This is a genomic window from Mycobacterium sp. 23, from assembly GCF_048287075.1.
Lineage (GTDB): Bacteria > Actinomycetota > Actinomycetes > Mycobacteriales > Mycobacteriaceae > Mycobacterium > Mycobacterium gordonae_B.
This window is the reverse complement of record NZ_JBLVUX010000005.1, coordinates 1011322-1031907: the sequence shown is the minus strand read 5'-3', so window position 1 is coordinate 1031907 and position 20586 is coordinate 1011322. Positions and strand designations below refer to the sequence as shown.

The 20586-nt window shown below is 66.9% G+C and carries 21 protein-coding genes and 1 pseudogene; 14 read left to right on the top strand and 8 right to left on the bottom strand.

From position 1 onward, the window contains the following. The first annotated feature begins 28 nt into the window (after positions 1–28). Entirely contained in the window at positions 29–226 is a 198-nt protein-coding gene (locus ACNQS7_RS05810) for a helix-turn-helix domain-containing protein (RefSeq protein ID WP_055579443.1), read from the top strand. 5 nt (positions 227–231) lie between these two features. Here ACNQS7_RS05810 and ACNQS7_RS05805 read toward each other — a convergent pair whose 3' ends face one another. Together ACNQS7_RS05805 and acnA are read right to left on the bottom strand one after the other, a co-directional pair. After that, complete coding sequence (locus ACNQS7_RS05805; protein WP_418011813.1) at positions 232–810, bottom strand: TetR/AcrR family transcriptional regulator; 579 nt, start codon at positions 808–810, stop codon at positions 232–234. An 18-nt stretch (positions 811–828) separates the two neighbouring features. Next, the gene (acnA, locus tag ACNQS7_RS05800; protein ID WP_418011812.1) at positions 829–3645 is read right to left on the bottom strand and encodes an aconitate hydratase AcnA; all 2817 of its coding nucleotides are present in this window, start codon (positions 3643–3645) and stop codon (positions 829–831) included. Between the two features lie 285 nt (positions 3646–3930). Here acnA and ACNQS7_RS05795 point away from each other — a divergent pair, with 285 nt between their 5' ends. The 6 genes from ACNQS7_RS05795 (at position 3931) to ACNQS7_RS05770 (ending at position 10117) form a co-directional block, all read left to right on the top strand. Further along, positions 3931–4485 (top strand): DUF6676 family protein, encoded by a 555-nt coding sequence (locus tag ACNQS7_RS05795; protein ID WP_418011811.1) that lies wholly within the window; start codon positions 3931–3933, stop codon positions 4483–4485. Positions 4486–4717: 232 nt separating this feature from the next. Then, entirely contained in the window at positions 4718–6139 is a 1422-nt protein-coding gene (gene ripA, locus ACNQS7_RS05790) for an NlpC/P60 family peptidoglycan endopeptidase RipA (protein WP_418011810.1), read from the top strand. 9 nt (positions 6140–6148) lie between these two features. Continuing rightward, positions 6149–6871 (top strand): NlpC/P60 family peptidoglycan endopeptidase RipB, encoded by a 723-nt coding sequence (ripB, locus tag ACNQS7_RS05785; protein WP_418011809.1) that lies wholly within the window; start codon positions 6149–6151, stop codon positions 6869–6871. 153 nt (positions 6872–7024) lie between these two features. Beyond that, positions 7025–8137, top strand: a complete 1113-nt coding sequence (locus ACNQS7_RS05780) for an AAA family ATPase (RefSeq protein WP_055579437.1) — start codon at positions 7025–7027, stop codon at positions 8135–8137. 32 nt (positions 8138–8169) lie between these two features. After that, a complete protein-coding gene (locus ACNQS7_RS05775; protein ID WP_418015896.1) occupies positions 8170–9081 on the top strand; it encodes a DUF58 domain-containing protein in 912 nt (303 codons plus the stop codon). 28 nt (positions 9082–9109) lie between these two features. Further along, positions 9110–10117, top strand: a complete 1008-nt coding sequence (locus ACNQS7_RS05770; protein ID WP_418011808.1) for a VWA domain-containing protein — start codon at positions 9110–9112, stop codon at positions 10115–10117. Here ACNQS7_RS05770 and ACNQS7_RS05765 read toward each other — a convergent pair. Then, entirely contained in the window at positions 10095–11786 is a 1692-nt protein-coding gene (locus ACNQS7_RS05765; RefSeq protein ID WP_418011807.1) for a cytochrome b, read from the bottom strand. The genes ACNQS7_RS05770 and ACNQS7_RS05765 overlap by 23 nt on opposite strands. A gap of 154 nt (positions 11787–11940) precedes the next feature. On the opposite strand from ACNQS7_RS05765, the gene ACNQS7_RS05760 reads away from it, so the two are divergent. Then, a complete protein-coding gene (locus ACNQS7_RS05760) occupies positions 11941–12513 on the top strand; it encodes a TetR/AcrR family transcriptional regulator (protein ID WP_418011806.1) in 573 nt (190 codons plus the stop codon). A 96-nt stretch (positions 12514–12609) separates the two neighbouring features. Here the strand turns inward: ACNQS7_RS05760 and ACNQS7_RS05755 are convergent, their stop codons facing one another. After that, positions 12610–13455 (bottom strand): hypothetical protein, encoded by an 846-nt coding sequence (locus ACNQS7_RS05755; RefSeq protein ID WP_418011805.1) that lies wholly within the window; start codon positions 13453–13455, stop codon positions 12610–12612. A gap of 130 nt (positions 13456–13585) precedes the next feature. Between ACNQS7_RS05755 and fabG1 the strand changes: the two genes are divergently transcribed. From fabG1 to ACNQS7_RS05740, 3 genes and pseudogenes are all read left to right on the top strand, one after another. Next, a complete protein-coding gene (gene fabG1, locus ACNQS7_RS05750) occupies positions 13586–14353 on the top strand; it encodes a 3-oxoacyl-ACP reductase FabG1 (RefSeq protein WP_418011804.1) in 768 nt (255 codons plus the stop codon). Positions 14354–14373: 20 nt separating this feature from the next. Continuing rightward, positions 14374–15183 (top strand): NADH-dependent enoyl-ACP reductase InhA, encoded by an 810-nt coding sequence (inhA, locus tag ACNQS7_RS05745; RefSeq protein WP_418011803.1) that lies wholly within the window; start codon positions 14374–14376, stop codon positions 15181–15183. Between the two features lie 6 nt (positions 15184–15189). After that, positions 15190–16213 (top strand): annotated as a pseudogene (locus ACNQS7_RS05740) (ferrochelatase); the annotation flags it as partial. Here ACNQS7_RS05740 and ACNQS7_RS05735 read toward each other — a convergent pair. Next, on the bottom strand, positions 16188–17078 hold the full coding sequence (locus tag ACNQS7_RS05735; RefSeq protein WP_418011802.1) for a hypothetical protein: 891 nt from the start codon (positions 17076–17078) through the stop codon (positions 16188–16190). The pseudogene ACNQS7_RS05740 and the gene ACNQS7_RS05735 overlap by 26 nt on opposite strands. A 57-nt stretch (positions 17079–17135) precedes the next feature. On the opposite strand from ACNQS7_RS05735, the gene ACNQS7_RS05730 reads away from it, so the two are divergent. The 3 genes from ACNQS7_RS05730 to ACNQS7_RS05720 are packed head-to-tail and all read left to right on the top strand — an operon-like array spanning position 17136 to position 19105. Then, entirely contained in the window at positions 17136–17570 is a 435-nt protein-coding gene (locus ACNQS7_RS05730) for an NfeD family protein (protein ID WP_418011801.1), read from the top strand. Positions 17571–17593: 23 nt separating this feature from the next. Next, entirely contained in the window at positions 17594–18739 is a 1146-nt protein-coding gene (locus ACNQS7_RS05725; protein WP_065046698.1) for an SPFH domain-containing protein, read from the top strand. 9 nt (positions 18740–18748) lie between these two features. Further along, positions 18749–19105: a DoxX family protein gene (locus ACNQS7_RS05720; protein WP_055579426.1), complete on the top strand. Its 357-nt coding sequence runs from the start codon at positions 18749–18751 to the stop codon at positions 19103–19105. On the opposite strand, the gene ACNQS7_RS05715 is transcribed toward ACNQS7_RS05720, so the two are convergent. The 3 genes from ACNQS7_RS05715 to ACNQS7_RS05705 form a co-directional block, all read right to left on the bottom strand. Next, positions 19102–19575 carry a nitroreductase family deazaflavin-dependent oxidoreductase gene (locus ACNQS7_RS05715; RefSeq protein WP_418011800.1) on the bottom strand — a complete coding sequence of 158 codons (474 nt, stop codon included), beginning with the start codon at positions 19573–19575 and terminating at the stop codon, positions 19102–19104. The two genes, ACNQS7_RS05720 and ACNQS7_RS05715, sit on opposite strands and share 4 nt — an antisense overlap. Before the next feature lie 126 nt (positions 19576–19701). After that, on the bottom strand, positions 19702–20205 hold the full coding sequence (locus ACNQS7_RS05710; protein ID WP_418011799.1) for a hypothetical protein: 504 nt from the start codon (positions 20203–20205) through the stop codon (positions 19702–19704). A 72-nt stretch (positions 20206–20277) separates the two neighbouring features. Further along, entirely contained in the window at positions 20278–20553 is a 276-nt protein-coding gene (locus tag ACNQS7_RS05705) for a hypothetical protein (RefSeq protein ID WP_418011798.1), read from the bottom strand. Positions 20554–20586: the final 33 nt, after the last annotated feature.

Sequence of the window (20586 nt, the reverse complement as noted above, 5' to 3'; positions counted from 1 at the left end):
AAGGGTTGCGGATTCCTACCCTGTTGCCATGCGGAAGTCAAAGGAGACCCGCGACCAGCTGTTGCACGAGCTTCGCAACGCCTACGAGAAGGGCGCCAGCATCCGAAATCTGGCGGCCTCGACCGGGCGCTCGTACGGCTCAGTGCACAGCATGCTGCGCGAGTCGGGAGCAGTGATGCGCGGCCGTGGCGGACCCAACCACCGCGCCGTCAAACCCTCGGCGTAGCCCTTCTACGCCCGCGGCTCAGCCGCGGTGCGCACCGAGTTCTCCACCAGGTCCAGCACCGCGGCCAGGCGGTGCGGATCCTCGCCTGATGCAAGCCGGGCCACCAGGCCATCCAGCACCAGATCCAGGTAGCAGTGCAACACGTCGGCGGGCACGTCGTCGCGTATCCGCCCGGCCTGCTTCTGCCGGTGCAGCCGTTCGGTGGTGGCCGCCGCCAGCTCCGCTGAACGTTCGGCCCAGCCGCGACTGAACTCAGGGTCGTGTCGTATCTTGCGGGCGATCTCCAGCCGGGTGGCCAGCCAGTCGAACTGCTCGGGGGCGGCGAGCATGTCGCGCATCACCTGGATGAGGCCCGAGCGCGCCGCGACCTCCGCCATCCGCTGGGTGTCCTCGCGCGCCAGCGCGAAGAAGAGCGCGTCCTTGTCCCGGTAGTGGTGGAAGATCGCGCCGCGCGACATCCCGATCTCTTGTTCCAGCCGTCGCACCGTGGCTTGGTCGTAGCCGTACTCGGCGAAACAGCGGCGTGCACCGTCGAGGATCTGACGGCGCCGAGCCTCCAGGTGGTCCTCGCTGACCTTCGGCACTGGCGGGCGCGGTGCTCGTTAGCCGGACTTGCCGGACTTGAGCATGTTGCGCAGCACGTACTGCAGGATGCCGCCGTTGCGGTAGTAGTCAGCCTCGCCGGGGGTGTCGATGCGGACCACCGCGTCGAACTCCACCTTGCTGCCATCCTCTTTGGTGGCGGTCACCTTCACCGTCTTCGGTGTCTTGCCGTCGTTGAGCGCCTCGATGCCGGTGATGTCGTAGGTCTCGGTGCCGTCCAGCTTCAACGACTTGGCCGACTCACCCTCGGGGAACTGCAGCGGGATGACACCCATGCCGATCAGGTTCGACCGGTGGATGCGCTCGAAGGACTCGGTGATCACCGCACGCACGCCCAGCAGCAACGTGCCCTTGGCGGCCCAGTCCCGCGACGAGCCCGACCCGTACTCCTTGCCGCCCAGGACCACCAGCGGAATCTGCTGCGCCGCATAGTTTTGCGCCGCGTCGAAGATGAACGCCTGCGGACCGCCGTCCTGGGTGAAGTCGCGGGTGTAGCCGCCGGAGACATCGTCGAGCAGCTGGTTCTTCAGCCGGATGTTGGCGAACGTCCCACGGATCATCACCTCGTGGTTGCCGCGCCGCGACCCCAGGGAGTTGAAGTCCTTGGGCTGCACCCCGTGCTCCTCGAGGTACTGGGCCGCCGGGGTGCCCTTCTTGATGGCACCGGCCGGCGAGATGTGGTCGGTGGTCACCGAGTCACCCAGCAGCGCAAGGACTCTGGCGCCCTTGATGTCTTTGACCGGCTCCGGGTCGGCGGGCATGCCGTCGAAGTACGGTGCCTTGCGCACATAGGTCGAGTCGTCGGCCCACTCGAAGGTGTTGCCCTCCGGGGTGGGCAGTGAGCGCCAGCGGTCGTCGCCCTTGAACACGTCGGCGTAGGACTCGGTGAACATGTCGCGGTTGATCGAGGATGCGATGGTCTCCTCGATCTCCTGGGTGGTGGGCCAGATGTCCTTGAGGAAGACGTCGTTGCCGTCGGTGTCCTGACCGAGCGGGTCGTTTTCGAAGTCGAAGTCCATCGTCCCCGCGATGGCGTAGGCGATTACCAGCGGCGGTGAGGCCAGGTAGTTCATCTTGACGTCGGGGGAGATGCGGCCCTCGAAGTTGCGGTTACCCGAGAGCACCGCGGTCACCGACAGGTCGTTGTCGTTGATCGCCTGCGAGATCTCGTCGGGCAGGGGGCCGGTGTTGCCGATGCACGTGGTGCACCCGTAGCCGCCGAGGTAGAAGCCCAGCTTCTCCAGGTAGGGCCACAGACCGGCCTTGTTGTAGTAGTCGGTCACCACCTGCGAACCGGGCGCCATGTTGGTCTTGACCCACGGCTTGGAGGTCAGGCCCTTCTCGACGGCGTTGCGGGCCAGCAGGGCGGCGCCCAGCATCACCGACGGGTTGGAGGTGTTCGTGCAGGACGTGATGCCCGCGACGACGACGGCGCCGTGGTCGAGCACGAATTCGCCCCGATCCTCGGACTTCACATCGACGGGCTTGGACGGCCGGCCGGAGTGGCCGTTGGCGGCGGAGGGGACCCGGTCTTCCTCGCCGTCATCGGCGAAGGACAGCGTCACCGAGTCGCTGGCCGGGAAGGACTCCTCGACGGCCTCGTCGAGCTTGGTCTCCGGCGCAGGGTGGTTCTCCTCGACGTAGTTGTGGATGTCCTTCCGGAAGGCGACCTTGGCCTCCGACAGCGGAATCCGGTCCTGCGGACGCTTCGGGCCGGCGATCGAGGGCACCACCGTGGACAGGTCGAGCTCCAGGTACTCGGAGTACTTGGGCTCGTGATCGGGGTCGTGCCACATGCCCTGTTCCTTGGCGTACGCCTCGACGAGCGCGAGCTGCTCCTCGGACCGGCCGGTCAGGGTCAGGTACTTGATGGTCTCCTCGTCGATCGGGAAAATCGCTGCGGTCGAACCGAATTCGGGGCTCATGTTGCCCAGGGTGGCGCGGTTGGCCAGCGGCACCTCGGCCACGCCATTGCCGTAGAACTCGACGAACTTGCCGACCACACCGTGCTTGCGCAGCATGTCGGTGACGGTGAGCACGACGTCGGTGGCGGTGACGCCGGGCTTGATCTCACCGGTGAGCTTGAAGCCGACGACGCGCGGAATCAGCATCGACACGGGCTGGCCCAGCATGGCGGCCTCGGCCTCGATGCCGCCGACGCCCCAGCCCAGCACGCCCAGTCCGTTGACCATGGTGGTGTGGCTGTCGGTGCCCACACAGGTGTCGGGGTACGCCACGCCGTCACGAACCATGACGGTGCGGGCCAGGTATTCGATGTTGACCTGGTGCACGATCCCGGTGCCGGGCGGCACCACCTTGAAGTCGTCGAAAGCGCCTTGGCCCCAACGCAGGAACTGATAGCGCTCGCCGTTGCGCTCGTACTCCAGCTCGACGTTGCGCTCGAAGGCGTCCGCACGGCCGAACACGTCGAGGATCACCGAGTGGTCGATCACCAGCTCAGCCGGCGCCAGCGGGTTCACCTTCTCCGGGTCGCCGCCCAGATCCTCGACGGCCTCACGCATGGTGGCCAGGTCGACGATGCAGGGAACGCCGGTGAAGTCCTGCATCACCACCCGGGCCGGGGTGAACTGGATCTCGATGCTCGGGTCGGCGTCGGGGTCCCAGTTGGCGATCGCCTCGATGTGCTCTTTGGTGATGTTGGCGCCGTCTTCGGTGCGCAGCAGGTTCTCGGCGAGGACCTTCAAGCTGTATGGGAGTTTCTTGGTGCCTTCAACGGCGTCGAGGCGGTAAATCTCGTAGCTGTTGTCGCCGACCTTGAGTGTGTCGCGGGCTCCGAACGAATTCTTGCTGCTCACATCAACTCCCGAAGATTAAGTTCTTGCCGCCGACGGGCCGTGTCGACGGTTGCGGTGCAACTTTAACAGTACGCTTGTCCTGCAATACGGGGGGCTGCCCGTAGGTCCCAGTCTTGTCCAGTGGGCTTCGCGGGGAAAGGGCGGCCACCCTGTTCATCGAAACTGAACACACGCACACCGGCGCCGGGGTGTCGGGCGCATGGTTGCAGTGTCGCGGTACGGGGGCGCGGCCGCCACAGGCGGAGCCGGTACGGTGCTCGTAGCACCGTGGGAGGAGCGACGACTTTGACCTATTTGCCGCAGACGATTCCGTTCCTGCCCGAATACATCCCGCAGGACGTCGACATCAATTCCATCAAGGCTCAGGTCGCCGCGGACGGCGTGGCGGCCACGCCGAACGTGGAACCGGGCCTGCAGGAAGTGGTCAGCCAGGCCCGAGGCGACGGCATCAATCTCAAGATCGTGCTGCTCGACCACAACCCGCCCAACGACACACCGCTGCGCGACATCGCCACCGTGGTCGGCGCCGACTATCCGGACTCCACGGTGCTGGTGCTCAGCCCGAGCTACGTCGGCAGCTACAGCAGCCACTACCCGCGCGTCACGCTCGAAGCCGGCGAGGACCATTCGAAAACCGGCAATCCCGTGCAGTCCGCACAGAATTTCCTGAACGAACTCAACACGCCCGAGTTTCCCTGGACGGCGTTGACGATTGTTTTGCTGATCGGTGTGTTTGCCGCAGCCGTCGGTACCCGCCTGATGCAGCTGGGCAACCGCCGACCAGCAACATCATCCCTCGCACCTGAAGGTCCTTCGGACGAGGACACCCAGGGCGTTTAACCAGGTCTTAACCTATTCGTCGGCGTTGATACGACGCGCCGGCCGCTAATCGCGGCAAACCCCTCAGGTCACTGTTCGGTCACAGTAAACGCACTTCCAGAGTGCAATTTGTGACTTGCGTTTCTTTAGCGACAAGTGTGACGTACGGTGCGAATGATGCTTGTGATGCCTATCGCACTTTTCTGAAAACCCGCGTCGTACACCCGATTTGCCCATAGGAGACCCAAGTCGCATGAGACGGACACGCCCGGGCTCTGCTTCGCGAACCGCCGCCAGGTTGGTACGGCCAGCCGTGCCGACCGTGCTCAGCGTCGCGCTGCTGTTCGGCACGCCCGAGCTCGGGATGGCCAGGGCCGATCCGGCGGCTGACTCGATGGCGGTGCTGATCGCCAACGTCGCCAAGGCGAGCCAGCGTCTGGAAGATCTCGCCAACGCCGTCGAGATGGAGCAGGAGGGTGTCAACAAAGCGCTGGTGGCCGTCGAAGAGGCACGCGAACAAGCCGAGGTCGCCGGACGGGAACTGGAAGCCAGTCAGCAATCGGTCAAGGACGCGAACGCGGCCATCGCCGCGGCGCAACAGCGGTTCAACACCTTCGCCGCCGCTACCTATATGAACGGTCCGTCGGACGGCTTCCTGACGGCCCGCAGCCCCGAAGACATGATCGCCGCGGCGTCGGCTGCTCAGACCATGACCACCAGTGCGCAGGCGGTGATGGCCAGACTGCAGCGGGCACGCACTGAGCAGGTGAACAAGGAATCGGTCGCGCGCCAGGCCAAGCAGAAGGCCGACAAAGCCGCCGCCGACGCCAAGTCCAGCCAGGACGTGGCCGCGGCGGCGCTGGGCGACACCCGGCGCAAGTTCGACGAGCAGCGCGAAGAGGTCAACCGCGTCGCCGCCGAGCGTGAGCAGGCCGAAGCCAAACTCCAGGCCGCGCAACTGGTCGCATGGCACGCGGCCGGCGGGCAGGGCACGCCGCCGTCGGGCATGTGGGACTCGGCCGGCGGACCCGGTGGCGGGCGTCGCTGGGACGGCTGGGACCCCACCCTGCCGCAGGTGCCCAGCGCGAACATCCCGGGTGACCCGATCGCCGTGGTGAACCAGGTGCTGGGCTATTCGGCGACGTCGGCGCAGGTGACCGCCCAGATGGGCCGCAGCTTCCTGCAGCAGCTCGGCATCCTCAAGCCCGACGACACGGGCATCACCAACGCGCCCGCGGCGGCAAGCTCGGGCCGCATCCCGCGCGTCTACGGGCGGCAGGCCTCCGAGTACGTCATCCGGCGCGGCATATCCCAGATCGGAGTCCCCTACTCGTGGGGCGGTGGCAATGCCGCCGGTCCCAGTAAGGGCATCGACTCGGGCGCCGGCATCACCGGGTTCGACTGCTCGGGACTGGTCCTCTACTCGTTTGCCGGAGTGGGCATCAAGCTGCCGCACTACTCCGGTTCGCAGTACAACCTCGGCCGCAAGATCCCGACCGCCCAGATGCGCCGCGGCGACGTTATCTTCTACGGCCCCGGCGGGAGCCAGCACGTAACGATCTACCTCGGCAACGGCCAGATGCTCGAGGCGCCCGACATCGGTTTGAAGGTGCGTACCGCGCCCGTCCGCACCAGCGGTATGACGCCGTTCGTGATCCGCTACATCGAGTATTAACGAGGTTTCATGCGTCACAAGCGATTTCGTTTCTCCCTGGCCTGGGTCTTCGCGTTGGTGACCGGGCTGTTGATCGCTGTGGTCGCGCCGGCCCCGGCTTCGGCCGAGCCCGGCGAATGGGACCCCACCCTGCCTGCCGCGATCAGTGCGGGCGCTCCCGGTGACCCGCTGGCCGTCGCCAATGCCTCGCTGCAGGCCACCGCACAGGCCACCCAGACCACGCTCAACCTCGGTCAGCAGTTTCTCTCCGGGCTGGGCATCAACCTGGGCGGTTCGGCCGCGCCGGCGGCCGCCAACACCAGCGGGAGCCGGATTCCGCGGGCGAACGGGCGGGAGGCGATCGAGCACGTGATCCGCCGCGCCGGGTCGCAAATGGGCGTTCCGTACTCCTGGGGCGGCGGCTCGCTGGACGGCCCCAGCAAGGGTGTCGACTCCGGCGCGGGAATCAACGGTTTCGACTGCTCGGGTCTGATGCGGTACGCCTTCGCCGGTGTCGGGGTGCTGATCCCGCGATTCTCCGGCGACCAGTACAACGCCGGGCGTCACATCCCGCAGAGCGAGGCGAGGCGGGGCGACCTGATCTTCTACGGCCCGAACGGGGGCCAGCACGTCACCATGTACCTCGGCAACGGTCAGATGCTGGAAGCCTCCAGCCTGGCGGGCAAAGTCACCGTCAGTCCGGTCCGCAAGCCCGGCATGACGCCGTACCTGACTAGGATCATCGAGTACTGAACCGGGTGGGGGACCCTGAGAGTCGCCTAATAGGGAACCGGTGACGTCGACGGAATTCCAGACGCCTGGAATAGTTGAACGCGGGCACGTCGCTGCCCCGCGACAGTGGTCGTGACAGCAGTCGTGTCCCGAATGAGCTCTGGAGGGTTATTGATGACAACGGCAGGTGGCGGTTACCCGGGCCAGGGTGCTCACTCGGGCCCACCCACCCAGGAGGCGCCGGCGGGCGGTGCCGACGGGCTGGCCGCCGAGGTACACACCCTGGAGCGGGCCATCTTCGAGGTCAAGCGGATCATCGTCGGCCAGGACCAGCTGGTGGAGCGGATGCTGGTCGGCCTGCTCGCCAAGGGGCATGTGCTGCTGGAAGGTGTTCCGGGCGTCGCCAAGACGCTGGCCGTCGAGACCTTCGCACGTGTGGTCGGCGGGACGTTCGCGCGTATCCAGTTCACCCCCGACCTGGTGCCCACCGACATCGTCGGTACCCGCATCTACCGGCAGGGCAAGGAAGAGTTCGACACCGAACTCGGCCCGGTGGTGGTCAACTTCCTGCTTGCCGACGAGATCAACCGTGCGCCGGCAAAGGTGCAGTCGGCGCTGCTCGAGGTCATGGCCGAGCGTCACGTCTCGATCGGTGGTAAGACCTTCCCGCTGCCTAACCCGTTCCTGGTGATGGCGACGCAGAACCCGATCGAACAAGAGGGCGTCTACCCGCTGCCCGAGGCGCAGCGCGACCGCTTCCTGTTCAAGATCAACGTCGGCTACCCGTCGCCCGAGGAAGAGCGCGAGATCATCTACCGGATGGGTGTCACCCCGCCGCAGCCCAAGCAGATCCTCGACACCGGCGACCTGCTGCGCCTGCAGAACGTCGCGGCCAACAGCTTCGTCCACCACGCGCTGGTCGACTACGTGGTCCGCATCGTGACCGCCACCCGCCACCCCGAGCAGCTGGGGATGAACGACGTCAAGACGTGGATCGCGTTCGGTGCCTCGCCGCGTGCCTCACTGGGCATCATCGCCGCCGCGCGGGCGCTCGGCCTGGTGCGTGGGCGCGACTACGTGATCCCGCAGGACATCATCGACGTCATCCCCGACGTGCTGCGGCACCGGCTGGTGCTCACCTACGACGCGCTCGCCGACGAGATCACCGCCGAGACCGTGATCAACCGCGTACTCCAGACCGTCGCGCTGCCGCAGGTGAATGCCGTTCCGCAGCAAGGACATTCGGTGGCACCGGTGATGCAGGGCGCCGCGGTGGGCGGTCGGTGACAGATAAGAAGGCGGTTCGTCATCCGCCCTCGATGATGCGCGGCACCATCGACGACCCGAAGTTGTCGGCGGCGCTGCGCACTCTGGAGCTGACGATCAACCGCAAGCTCGACGGCATCCTGCACGGCGACCATCTGGGTCTGATCCCGGGACCGGGCAGCGAGCCGGGGGAGTCGCGGACCTACCAGCCCGGCGACGACGTGCGCCGGATGGACTGGGCGGTGACGGCGCGTACCACCCACCCACACGTCCGGCAGATGATCGCCGACCGGGAGCTGGAAACCTGGCTCGTGGTCGACATGTCGGCCAGCCTGGACTTCGGCACCTCGGTGTGTGAGAAGCGGGACCTCGCGGTGGCCGCGGCGGCGGCGATCGCCTATCTCAACGTCGGCGGTGGTAACCGGCTGGGTGCGCTAATTTCCAATGGGGACAACATGATTCGGGTCCCGGCGCGGTCGGGTCGAGAGCACGTGCACACGTTGCTGCGCACCATCGCGACCACTCCCAAGGCGCCCGTCGGCGTACGCGGAGACCTGTCCGCGGCGATCGACGCGCTGCGCCGCCCGGAGCGCCGGCGCGGAATGGCGGTGATCATCAGCGACTTCCTGGGCCCGATCAACTGGATGCGCCCGTTGCGGGCGATCGCGGCCCGCCACGAAGTGCTGGCCATCGAGGTCCTCGACCCGCGTGACGTCGAACTGCCCGACATCGGCGACGTGGTGCTCCAGGACGCCGAGTCCGGGGCGGTGCGCGAATTCACCATCGACGCGCAGTTGCAGACAGATTTCGCTCGGGCTGCGGCAAAGCACCGCGAGGACGTGGCCCGCACCATCCGCGGCTGCGGCGCGCCGATGATGACACTGCGCACCGACCGCGACTGGATCGCCGACATCGTCCGCTTCATCTCCTCCCGCCGGCGCGGCGCAATGGCGGGACGACGGTGACGGACTTCTACAACATGACGGGTTTGTTATGACGTTGCCGTTGCTGGGGCCGATGTCGCTGTCCGGCTTCGATCACTCTTGGTTCTTCCTGTTCCTGCTCGTTGTCGCTGGGCTGGTAGCCCTCTACGTGGTGCTGCAACTGGCGCGGCAGCGCCGTATGTTGCGCTTCGCCAACATGGAGTTGCTGGAAAGCGTTGCGCCCAAACGGCCTTCGAAGTGGCGCCATATTCCCGCCATTCTGCTGGCGGCATCGTTGGTGCTGTTCACCATCGCGATGGCGGGGCCGACCAACGACGTGCGGATTCCGCGCAACCGCGCCGTGGTGATGCTGGTGATCGACGTGTCGCAGTCGATGCGCGCCACCGACGTCGAACCCAACAGAATGGTGGCCGCGCAGGAGGCCGCCAAGCAGTTCGCCGACGAGCTCACTCCGGGTATCAACCTGGGCCTGATCGCCTACGCCGGCACCGCGACCGTGCTGGTGTCGCCGACCACCAACCGGGAAGCGACCAAGAACGCTCTGGACAAGCTGCAGTTCGCCGACCGCACCGCCACCGGGGAAGGCATCTTCACCGCACTACAGGCCATCGCCACCGTCGGCGCCGTGATCGGCGGCGGAGATACGCCCCCGCCGGCGCGCATCGTGCTGTTCTCCGACGGCAAAGAGACGATGCCGACCAACCCGGACAACCCCAAGGGCGCCTTCACCGCTGCGCGCACCGCCAAGGACCAGGGCGTGCCGATCTCGACCATCTCGTTCGGCACCCCGTACGGCTTCGTCGAGATCAACGACCAGCGTCAGCCGGTCCCGGTCGACGACGAGACTCTGAAGAAGGTCGCGCAGCTGTCCGGCGGAAACGCTTACAACGCCGCCACGCTGGCGGAGTTGAAGGCCGTCTACGCCTCGCTGCAGCAGCAGATCGGCTACGAGACCATCAAGGGTGACGCGAGCGTGGGTTGGCTTCGGCTGGGAGCCCTGGTGCTGGCGATCGCCGGTCTGGCGGCGTTGCTGATCAACCGTCGCCTGCCGGCGTAATCGCCTTTTGCCCGTTGGTGGGATGCCCGTTGCCGTTGTGATGACCGTTGCCCTCGACGCCGTTGCCGCGTTCGCGTAGTGCGGTCAGCGCCCGCTGCTCGCCGGCATGGGCCGCCTCGCGCAATGCCGCCGCCTCGGCGGGCGGATCGGCGAACAGGAAGCTGCCCTGGCCGGGGCGTCCGCCCAGGCCGAGCTTGTTCATCCGCTTGGGGACCGGCGTGCCCTGGTATTCCAGCGGCAGCGGGTGGCCGTGTTCGTCGACAGCGCCCAACGGCTGGTGCAATTCGACGTAGGCGCCGTGCGGCAGGCGTCTGATGATGCCGGTCTCGACGCCGTGCTCGAGCACGGCACGGTCACTGCGCTGCAGGCTGATGCACCAGCGGTAGCTGATGAAGTAGACAAACGGCGGCAGCACCACCATCCCGATCCGGCCGATCCACGTCATCGCGTTCAACGAGATGTGGAACTGGTAGGCGATGATGTCGTTGAACGACGAGAACGTCAGCACGATGTAGAACGCGATCGCCATCGCCCCGATCGAGGTACGCACCGGGACGTCGCGGGGACGCTGCAGCAGGTTGTGGTGAGCGTTGTCACCGGTGAAGCGCTTCTCCAGGAACGGATACGCCACCAGCCCGCCAAGCATGACTCCCATCAGGACGGCGACGGCGACGGCGGCCGGAACGGTGTAGTGCCCGATGTACAACTCCCAGGCCGGCCAAAGCCTTACCAGCCCGTCGGTCCACATCATGTAGAAGTCGGGCTGCGAGCCGGCTGCAACCTGAGATGGCTTGTAGGGACCCAGGTTCCAGATCGGGTTGATCTGCAGCAGGCCGCCCATCAAGCCCAGCACTCCGACGATGGCGGCGAAGAAGGCGCCTGACTTCACCGCGAAAACCGGCATGACCCGCACGCCGACCACGTTGTGCTCGGTGCGGCGGGGCCCGGGGAACTGGGTGTGCTTCTGGAACCACACGAGCGCCAGGTGCACACCGATCAGCGCCAGCATGATGCCGGGGAAGACCAGGATGTGGATGGCGTACAGCCGCGGAATCAGGATGTTGCCCGGGAAGTCCCCGCCGAACAGACCCCAATGCAGCCAGGTGCCGATCACCGGAATTCCCAACGTGATTGACGACAAAGCCGCCCGCAGCCCGGTACCCGAGAGCAGGTCGTCGGGGAGTGAGTAGCCGAAGAAACCCTCGAACATGGCCAGGATCAGCAGCAGCGACCCGACCACCCAGTTGGCCTCCCGCGGCCGCCGAAACGCGCCGGTGAAGAAGACGCGTGCCATGTGCACCATGATCGAGGCGGCGAACATCAGCGCGGCCCAATGGTGGACCTGGCGCACGAACAGCCCGCCCCGCACCTCGAAGGAGATGTTCAGCGCCGTTTCGTAGGCCCGCGACATCTCAACGCCGCGTAGCGGCTGGTAGACGCCGTTGTAGGTGACCTCGCTCATCGACGGGTCGAAGAAGAGCGTCAGGTAGACACCGGTCAACAGCAGGACGATGAAGCTGTACAGCGCGATCTCGCCGAGCAGAAACGACCAGTGCGTCGGGAAGACCTTATTCAGCTGGCGCCGAAGCGCCGCGGACGGGTGATAGCGGGTGTCGATCTCGTCGGCCTGACGGGCGAGCACCGCGCCGGCATCGATTTTCGGACTCATCGGCGAACCTTCTGACTTGGCGGCTTGCAGTACAGATTCTCCACTAATGTACTACTCGTTCATTAATGAAGTAACAATAAGCTTCTGGCCTTTGTGTTCATCAGTTAACTTTTCAGGATCATCCGCACGTTTGGCAGCGGGAAGGACGCCTGCGATGACACCTGGCCGCGGTCCGCAGGCCGCTGACACCGGGGAGGACGCCCGGGTCGTCCGAACCCGTGCCGACGTTGCGCGGACCGCCTTCGACGTGCTGGTCCGGGAGGGAGCCGACGCGCTCACGCACGCTCACGTCGCCGAGCGGGCCGGCTACTCCAAGACCACCCTGTACAAGCACTGGCCCACCCGCTTCGACCTCGCCGCGATCGCGTTGGAGGCGCTCGGTGAGGTGCAGCATCACCAGCCCACCGGCGACCTCCGCACCGACCTGATCGGCGAGCTCACCACCTTCCGGCAGGCCGTGCTCGACCATCGACTGGATCAGGTGCTGTCCGCGATGGCCCAGTGGGCGACCGACGACATGATGAGAGAGGTCCGCAACAAGATCAACACCGATGGTCAGCGCACCATCCGGGGCATCCTGCAGGACGCTTTTGACGGCGCCGAACTGGAAGCGGCGATCTCGATGTTGTCCGGCGTGGTCGCATGCCCGTCGCTGATGTTCGGCACCCTGCCCGACGACGAAGTCATCGAGGCGGCGGTCGACATTGTCCTGCGCGGCCGACCCTGAGCGCGGCTGAGCTGAGGGCCGCGAGGGGAACGGGGCTGCGATTTCCGGACGGGTTTTTGGCGGTGTGGTTCCCTTCGCGGCGGCGCTTTCGGAGATTCAGGCGCCCCGTGAGGCGCGCGCTTCCCTGACACGATGAATGATGTCGGCGGGATGATCTCCCGCAACGACTCGGACCACGATCCACCCGTAGCCGTGGGTCACCTTCTCGTGCCGTCGGATGTCCTTCTTGACGTGGTAGCGATTGCTCAGATGGTGATCGCCGTCGTACTCGACCGCGACCCTGATGTTTTCCCAGCCCATGTCCAAATAGGCTTCGGCCCAGCCCCATTGGTTGCGCACGGCGATTTGCGTCTGGGGACGAGGGAACCCGGCACGGATAAGCAGCAATCGCAGCCAAGTCTCTTTCGGGGACTGCGCACCGCCGTCAACCAGATCGAGCACCGTCCGGGCGGCTTTGATGCCCCGGCGGCCCCGATGGCGTTCGGCGATCACTTCGATGTCGGGCACTTTCAGAGGGGTTGCCTGCATCAGCGCGTCGACCGCTGCGATGGCAGGGTCCAGCGGGTACCGGCTCGCCAGGTCCAGAGCCGTCCGGGCCGGCGTCGTCACGCGCATACCGTCGATGACGGTGATCTCGTCGGGCTCCAGGCGGTCTTTCCATACCTGCACTCCCGGCGCGCGGCGGTGGTTGGTGTCGATGATTGCGGCCGGCATTTCGGCGCCGATCCACTTGGCGCCGTGCAGGGCAGAAGCCGAATAACCCGCCAGCACACCGCGCCGGCGCGAGCGTAGCCACAGCGCCTTCGCCTTCAGTCGTGCGGTCAACTCCAGGTCGCGCGGGACATAGACGTCCTTGTGTACTGCGACGTACCGGCTGCGCAATTGGTAGGGCGTCAGTCTTCGCGCGGCGAGGGCTTCGCTGCCGAGAAAGGGATCGGTCATGACCGCAGCGTGCTGAGCCACCCCGACATCTCCGCGCTCCACCCGCGCGGTGGGGAGCCTGGCTGTGGACAACCGCGCCGCAGAAAGGCCCAATTTCGGCCGCCAAGCGTGAAGGCGCTAGGTTGTCGGGGTGACTGACACGGCCACCGACACCACGAGCGAGGCCGCCACCGAGGGCGGCAAACCCCCATTCGTCTCCCGATCGGTGCTGGTCACCGGCGGGAACCGGGGGATCGGGCTGGCAATCGCGCAGCGGCTGGCCGCCGACGGCCACAAGGTTGCCGTCACCCACCGCGGATCCGGGGCGCCCGAGGGGCTGTTCGCCGTCGAGTGTGACGTCACCGACAACGACGCCGTCGACCGCGCCTTCAAAGAGATTGAGGAGCACCAGGGCCCGGTGGAGGTGCTGGTGTCCAACGCCGGTCTATCCGCAGATGCGTTCCTCATTCGGATGACCGAGGAGCGGTTCGAGAAGGTCATCGACGCGAACCTCACCGGGGCGTTCCGGGTGACTCAGCGGGCCGCACGCAGCATGCAGCGGAAGAAGTTCGGCCGGTTGATCTACATCGGTTCGGTCTCCGGCAGCTGGGGCATCGGCAACCAGGCCAACTACGCGGCTTCCAAGGCCGGCGTGATCGGCATGGCACGTTCGATCGCGCGCGAACTGTCCAAGGTCAATGTGACCGCGAATGTGGTCGCCCCCGGTTACATCGACACCGACATGACGCGAGCCCTGGATGAGCGCATCCAGGAGGGGGCGTTGCAGTTCATCCCGGCCAAGCGCGTCGGCACCGCTGCCGAGGTCGCCGGGGTGGTCAGCTTCCTGGCGTCGGAGGATGCCAGTTACATCTCTGGCGCCGTCATCCCGGTCGACGGCGGCATGGGCATGGGCCACTGAGAGCTAGAGGGGACGAAACAATGGCAGGACTGCTCGAAGGCAAACGGATCCTGGTGTCCGGGATCATCACCGACTCATCCATCGCGTTCCACATCGCCAAAGTCGCTCAGGAGCAGGGCGCTTCGCTGGTGTTGACGGGATTCGACCGGCTGCGGCTGATCCAGCGGATCTGCGACCGGCTGCCGGAGAAGGCCCCGCTGATCGAACTCGACGTGCAGAATCAGGAGCACCTCGACAGCCTGGCGGGCCGGGTGACCGAGGTCATCGGGGAAGGCAACAAGCTCGACGGCGTCGTGCACTCGATCGGATTCATGCCGCAGAGCGGAATGGGCATCAACCCGTTCTTCGACGCGCCCTACGAGGACGTGGCCAAGGGCATCCACATCTCGGCGTACTCCTACGCCTCGTTGGCAAAAGCGTTGCTGCCGATCATGAATCCCGGCGGCGGCATCGTCGGCATGGACTTCGACCCCACCCGCGCCATGCCGGCCTACAACTGGATGACGGTCGCCAAGAGTGCCCTCGAGTCGGTCAACAGGTTCGTCGCGCGTGAGGCCGGCAAGTACGGTGTCCGCTCGAACCTGGTTGCCGCAGGCCCGATCCGGACGCTGGCGATGGCCGCGATCGTCGGTGGAGCGCTGGGCGACGAGGCGGGCGCCCAGATCCAGTTGCTCGAGGAGGGCTGGGACCAGCGCGCGCCGATCGGCTGGAACATGAAGGACCCGACTCCGGTCGCCAAGACGGTGTGCGCGCTGCTGTCCGAGTGGCTGCCGGCAACGACGGGTGACATCATCTACGCCGACGGTGGCGCCCACACCCAATTGCTCTGACGCATCATGGAATTCGATGCGGTCCTGCTGCTGTCGTTCGGCGGGCCGGAAGGGCCCGAACAGGTCCGGCCGTTTCTGGAGAACGTCACCCGCGGCCGGAACGTGCCGCCGGAACGGCTCGATGACGTCGCCGAGCATTACCTGCACTTCGGTGGTGTCTCGCCGATCAACGGCATCAACCGTGCGCTGATAGCCGAGCTGGAGAAGCAACAGGAGCTGCCGGTCTACTTCGGCAACCGGAACTGGGCGCCCTTCATCGAGGACACGGTTGCGGCCATGCGCGACAACGGTATCCGTCGTGCCGCCACGTTCACCACATCAGCGTGGAGTGGCTACTCCAGCTGCACCCAGTACGTCGAGGACATCGCCCGGGCCCGGGCGGCGGCCGGTTCCGGCGCGCCCGAGCTGGTCAAGATGCGTACCTATTTCGACCACCCGCTCTTCATCGAGATGTTCGCCGACGCGGTCACGGCGGCCGCCGCGACCATCCCTCGAGACGCACGCCTGGTCTTCACCGCCCATTCCATACCCATCGGCGCCGATCAGCGCTGCGGGCCCAACCTCTACAGCCGCCAAGTCGCCTACGCCGCAAGGCTTGTCGCCGCGGCGACCGGATATGCCGAACACGACCTGGTGTGGCAGTCGCGCTCGGGCCCGCCGCAGGTGCCCTGGCTGGAGCCCGATGTCGGCGATCACCTTTCGGCACTGGCCGGAGCCGGCACCGAGGCGGTCATCGTCTGTCCCATCGGCTTCGTGGCCGACCACATCGAGGTGGTATGGGATCTCGATCATGAGTTGCGGCTGCAGGCCGACGAACTGGGCGTCGCGCTCGCCCGCGCCGCCACCCCGAATGCCGACCCTCGATTCGCCCGGCTGGCAATCGATTTGATCGACGAAGTACGCGAAGGCCGCCGGCCGGCGCGGATCGCCGGACCGGGTCCGGTACCGGGTTGCCTGGGCAGCGTCGACGGCGCACCGTGCCGTCCGCCGCACTGCGCGGCCGGCTAGTCCATCCAGGCCGAGTGCAGGATGGCGTCGACAGCGGCCATCCGGGCCGAACGCACCACGGCGGTCAACGGCCGCAGTGCGTCGGTTGCGATCTGACCCTGTGACGATGATTGGGTGCCAACCAGTTCCGGTGCGGCGGTCATACGGTCGGGCAGCCGGCTGAGCCCGGCGCTGACCGCGATGATCGCGTCGACGTGTGCCGCGTTCTCGAGCACCCGAAGCGCACGCGTCGGCGCATGATCGGGAACCCGGTGCTGGCGTTGCGATTCCAGCAACTGCTCGACCAGGCCACGCGGATTGTCTACCCCGCTGGACGATCCCAGTCCCATCACGCTCAGCGCGTCGGCGGCCGAGCGCACCGCTGACTTCAACTCGTATTCGGCGCCGCCGAGATCGTGGTAGTCAGACGTCGGCGGGCCGGGCAGCGAATACACCATCCAGGTCAGCGCACACAATTCCGACTCGTCGTCACCGTCGTCGCTGTCGCTGTACGTGAAATCTGGGACAAGGCCGATAGCGGTGCGCGAATCGGTCGGATGACTGATGATCACGGCTTCACCGGCGGCCATCGCGTCGGTCGCAAACTGTGTTCCGGCGAAAAGACCCCGCACGTCGCCGGGCACCGGCAGGACCACGTTGATCGTGCCGCGCAGCGAGCCTGTGGAGCGACCAACCGCGCCGCGCAACGTCTGCAGCAGACACACCGTTCCGGCGTCGTTCACATCGGGCCACGGCAGACCTGTGTGGCCCGCCGCCACCGCATCATACGCTGCTACCGATTGCCTTGGTGCCCATAGTGATAACGCGTCCAGGACGTCGTCGGGCGCGGCCTTGCCGGCGAGCCAGGCGTTGGCCCACATGGACAGCGAAACACTCGGGCACCACATGACCTCGCAGTGTAGTTGTTCGCCGCCATGGAGGTGGATCACGCGTATTCTGTGCCAATGCCTGCCGCGCTGATCTGGTTGATCGCAGCTTTGCTGCTCGCCGGCGCCGAGGCGCTCACCGGAGACATGTTCCTGCTGATGCTGGGCGGCGGCGCGCTGGCCGCTGCGGGTGCCAGTTGGCTGACCGACTGGCCGGTGTGGGCCGACGGACTGGTGTTTCTCATCGTCTCGGTCCTGCTGCTGTCGGTGGTGCGGCCCGAGCTCAGACGGCGCCTGACGCCGGCCAAGGCTCCGGCCATCGGCATCAAGGCGCTCGAGGGCAGGAGCGCGATGGTGCTGGACCGGGTGGCCCGCGACGAGGGTCAGGTGAAGCTCGACGGTCAGGTGTGGACGGCGCGTCCGCTCAATGACGGTGACGTCTACGAGCCCGGGCAGTCGGTCACCGTCGTGAAGATCGACGGTGCCACCGCAGTGGTGTTTCAGAGTTTGTAGGGCTTTCGAGAAAGGGAATCCCGGTGGAAGGTGCGGTAGCTGGTCTGGTGTTGCTGGCCGTTCTGGTGATCTTCGCGATCATCGTGGTGGCCAAGTCGGTTGCGTTGATTCCGCAGGCTGAGGCCGCGGTCATCGAGCGGCTGGGCCGCTACAGCCGTACGGTCAGCGGTCAACTGACCCTGTTGGTGCCATTTATCGACCGGGTGCGGGCCCGGGTGGACCTGCGCGAGCGCGTTGTCTCTTTCCCGCCGCAGCCCGTCATCACCGAGGACAACCTGACCCTCAACATCGACACCGTCGTCTACTTCCAGGTCACCGTGCCGCAGGCGGCGGTCTACGAGATCAGTAACTACATCGTCGGCGTCGAACAGCTGACCACCACCACGCTGCGCAACGTCGTCGGCGGCATGACCCTCGAGCAGACCCTGACCTCCCGCGACCAGATCAACGCTCAGCTGCGCGGCGTGCTCGACGAGGCGACCGGCCGGTGGGGTCTGCGTGTCGCCCGGGTGGAGTTGCGCAGCATCGACCCGCCGCCGTCGATTCAGGCTTCCATGGAGAAGCAGATGAAGGCCGACCGCGAGAAGCGCGCCATGATCCTGACGGCCGAGGGCACCCGGCAGGCGGCCATCATGCAGGCGGAGGGGCAGAAAGCGTCCCAGATCCTGGCCGCTGAGGGTGCCAAGCAGGCGGCGATCCTGTCCGCCGAAGCCGATCGGCAGTCCCGGGTGCTGCGCGCCCAGGGTGAGCGCGCCGCGGCCTATCTGCGGGCGCAGGGTCAGGCCAAGGCCATCGAGAAGACCTTCGCCGCGATCAAAGCCGGCCGGCCCACGCCCGAGATGCTGGCCTACCAGTACCTGCAGACGCTGCCGGAGATGGCGCGTGGGGACGCCAACAAGGTGTGGGTGGTACCCAGCGATTTCAACGCGGCGCTGCAGGGCTTCACCCGTCTGCTCGGTAAGCCAGGTGAGGATGGTGTCTTCCGGTTCGAGCCGTCCCCGGTCGACGAGCAGCCCCGGCATGCCGCCGACGCCGACGACGCCGAGGTCGCGGACTGGTTCTCCACCGAAACCGACCCGACGGTCGCGCAGGCGGTGGCAAAGGCGGAGGCGATCGCCAACAAGCCGGTGGATCGCCCGCTGGGCGCGCCCCCGGAGTTGCGCCAATAGGATTGACGGATGAGCACTCTGAGTTCGCCGAAGACCTATGCCGCGCTGGCAACTTTTCATGCCGTAGACGCGGTGGCGTGTGCCGTGCAGGTCCCCCCGATCAAGAAGGTGCTGGACACCGTGGAGGTTCCGGAGAACGTCCGCCCAGTCCTCCCGGTGGTCAAGGCCGCCGCCGCGGTGGGGCTGGCGTCGGTCACCCGGTTTCCGGGCCTGGCCAGGCTGACCACGGCGATGCTCACCGTCTATTTCGTGCTGGCGGTGGGCGCCCACGTCCGCGTGCGGGACAAGGTGACCAACGCCCTTCCGGCGGTGTTGTTCCTGGCCCTGTTCGCCGCGATGACGGCCAAGGGGCCCGAGAACAGTTAGTCCAGCCGGAGTTCGACCATCGGCAGAGGGGCGCCGACGTCGGTGATCGGCGCGCCGAGCGTCTCCTCGAGCACGTGCTTGAACTGCCCCCACGCCCGCGGATGGCGCTCGCGGTAGCTCGCCAACGCCCGATCGACTTCCTGCTGGCCGAGCACCCGCGCGGTGGCGGGCGCCGGCGCGTGGCTGCCGAGGTAGATCCGTACCCGGGGGTTGGCCTCAATGTTGCGGAACCACTGAGCTTTTCGGCCAAACCCTGACGGGACGACATAGCTGTCGGGGGCGGGACGGTCGACCACCTCCAACACGACATAGCGCGGCCGGCCCGACTTGCGGCCGATGTGCTCGAGCATCAGCGTGCGGGATCCGAAGAGCACCCCGGCGCGTGCCCGGTAGATCCAGATCGGTGCGCGCACTAGGCGGCGGGAGCGTAACAGCCGTGCCCCGGCCCGGGCGAACGCGTGAGATGTCATATGTGCCTCCCCTCCAAACGAGGGTGCCACGCGCTCCTCACCCCGTCCGGTCGCGAGGGAGCGCAGAGATACAGCGACACGCCGTCGGGCGTGGCATTCCGCGCACCCTCGCGAAGCCGGAGTGGGCTACCGCGGCGCGGCCGGCGTCGCGCTAGGCCCGGCCGACGGCGGTGCCGGCACCTGGCCCGGTTGGGGCGGCTGGGCACCCGGGCCACCCGGCGCCATCGGCGGCGGGCCGCCAGGGAAGGGCGGTCGCAGGCCGGGGCCGCCCGGCCCCATCGGCGGCGCCATACCCAGCGGGCCCTTCGGCCCGGCCATCGGCCCTCCGGGACCGCCCGGTCCACCTGGTCCGCCCGGTCCCGGGAAACCGAAGTGCGACGAGCCGGGCGGGCCGAAGCCCGGCCCCGGCGGCGGCGGGGGCGGCCCGAAACCGAAGGCCATGATCAGAAACGCGGCGCCCGCGGTGAAAACAGCACCGAAAAGCCCACCGAGGAGCCCGGCACCAAGCACCACGCGGGTCGAGAAGTGGCGCTTCTCCGCCACTACCGGTGCTGCGGGCGCCGGGGCGGGTGGCGCGGTCGCGGGGACGGCGGCTGACGGGTCAGTCGTCGGGGTGTCGTCGGAGGTCATGCGACTCCTCACGTCGTGGAATGGTTGGTGATCGCGACGGTAGAAGCCGAACTTGAAGTGGATCTGAAGAAATCAGGGCGGGCCGGGGGGTCCGGGCAGCGGCGGCCGGCTGGGGAGCAGACTGGCCGGCGCGGATGTCGGGGGCGCGCTCGGCGGCTGCGTTGGCACAGCAGTCGAGAACTGCGGGTACGGCGGCGGGGGTAGCTCGACGCGGACCGTGAAGACCAGGCCGGTGACTGCGAACGCGGCGGCCGCGCCGAGTGCCGCGCCGGCGATCCCGGCGCCGACCAGCGCGCCGGTGGAATAGCGGCGAGGAGGTGCTGGGGTATTGGTGCGGTCGGAGGTCATAGGGGGATTGTGCGCCGTCCGCGGGAAATGCGG

Coding starts and splice junctions, on each gene's coding strand:
- ACNQS7_RS05810 (WP_055579443.1), top strand. CDS start 29: ATGCGGAAGTCAAAGGAGACCCGCGACCAGCTGTTGCACGAGCTTCGC.
- ripA (WP_418011810.1), top strand. CDS start 4,718: ATGAGACGGACACGCCCGGGCTCTGCTTCGCGAACCGCCGCCAGGTTG.
- ripB (WP_418011809.1), top strand. CDS start 6,149: ATGCGTCACAAGCGATTTCGTTTCTCCCTGGCCTGGGTCTTCGCGTTG.
- ACNQS7_RS05780 (WP_055579437.1), top strand. CDS start 7,025: ATGACAACGGCAGGTGGCGGTTACCCGGGCCAGGGTGCTCACTCGGGC.
- ACNQS7_RS05775 (WP_418015896.1), top strand. CDS start 8,170: ATGATGCGCGGCACCATCGACGACCCGAAGTTGTCGGCGGCGCTGCGC.
- ACNQS7_RS05770 (WP_418011808.1), top strand. CDS start 9,110: ATGACGTTGCCGTTGCTGGGGCCGATGTCGCTGTCCGGCTTCGATCAC.
- ACNQS7_RS05765 (WP_418011807.1), bottom strand. CDS start 11,786: ATGAGTCCGAAAATCGATGCCGGCGCGGTGCTCGCCCGTCAGGCCGAC.
- ACNQS7_RS05760 (WP_418011806.1), top strand. CDS start 11,941: ATGACACCTGGCCGCGGTCCGCAGGCCGCTGACACCGGGGAGGACGCC.
- ACNQS7_RS05755 (WP_418011805.1), bottom strand. CDS start 13,455: ATGACCGATCCCTTTCTCGGCAGCGAAGCCCTCGCCGCGCGAAGACTG.
- inhA (WP_418011803.1), top strand. CDS start 14,374: ATGGCAGGACTGCTCGAAGGCAAACGGATCCTGGTGTCCGGGATCATC.
- ACNQS7_RS05735 (WP_418011802.1), bottom strand. CDS start 17,078: ATGTGGTGCCCGAGTGTTTCGCTGTCCATGTGGGCCAACGCCTGGCTC.
- ACNQS7_RS05730 (WP_418011801.1), top strand. CDS start 17,136: ATGCCTGCCGCGCTGATCTGGTTGATCGCAGCTTTGCTGCTCGCCGGC.
- ACNQS7_RS05720 (WP_055579426.1), top strand. CDS start 18,749: ATGAGCACTCTGAGTTCGCCGAAGACCTATGCCGCGCTGGCAACTTTT.
- ACNQS7_RS05715 (WP_418011800.1), bottom strand. CDS start 19,575: ATGACATCTCACGCGTTCGCCCGGGCCGGGGCACGGCTGTTACGCTCC.
- ACNQS7_RS05710 (WP_418011799.1), bottom strand. CDS start 20,205: ATGACCTCCGACGACACCCCGACGACTGACCCGTCAGCCGCCGTCCCC.
- ACNQS7_RS05705 (WP_418011798.1), bottom strand. CDS start 20,553: ATGACCTCCGACCGCACCAATACCCCAGCACCTCCTCGCCGCTATTCC.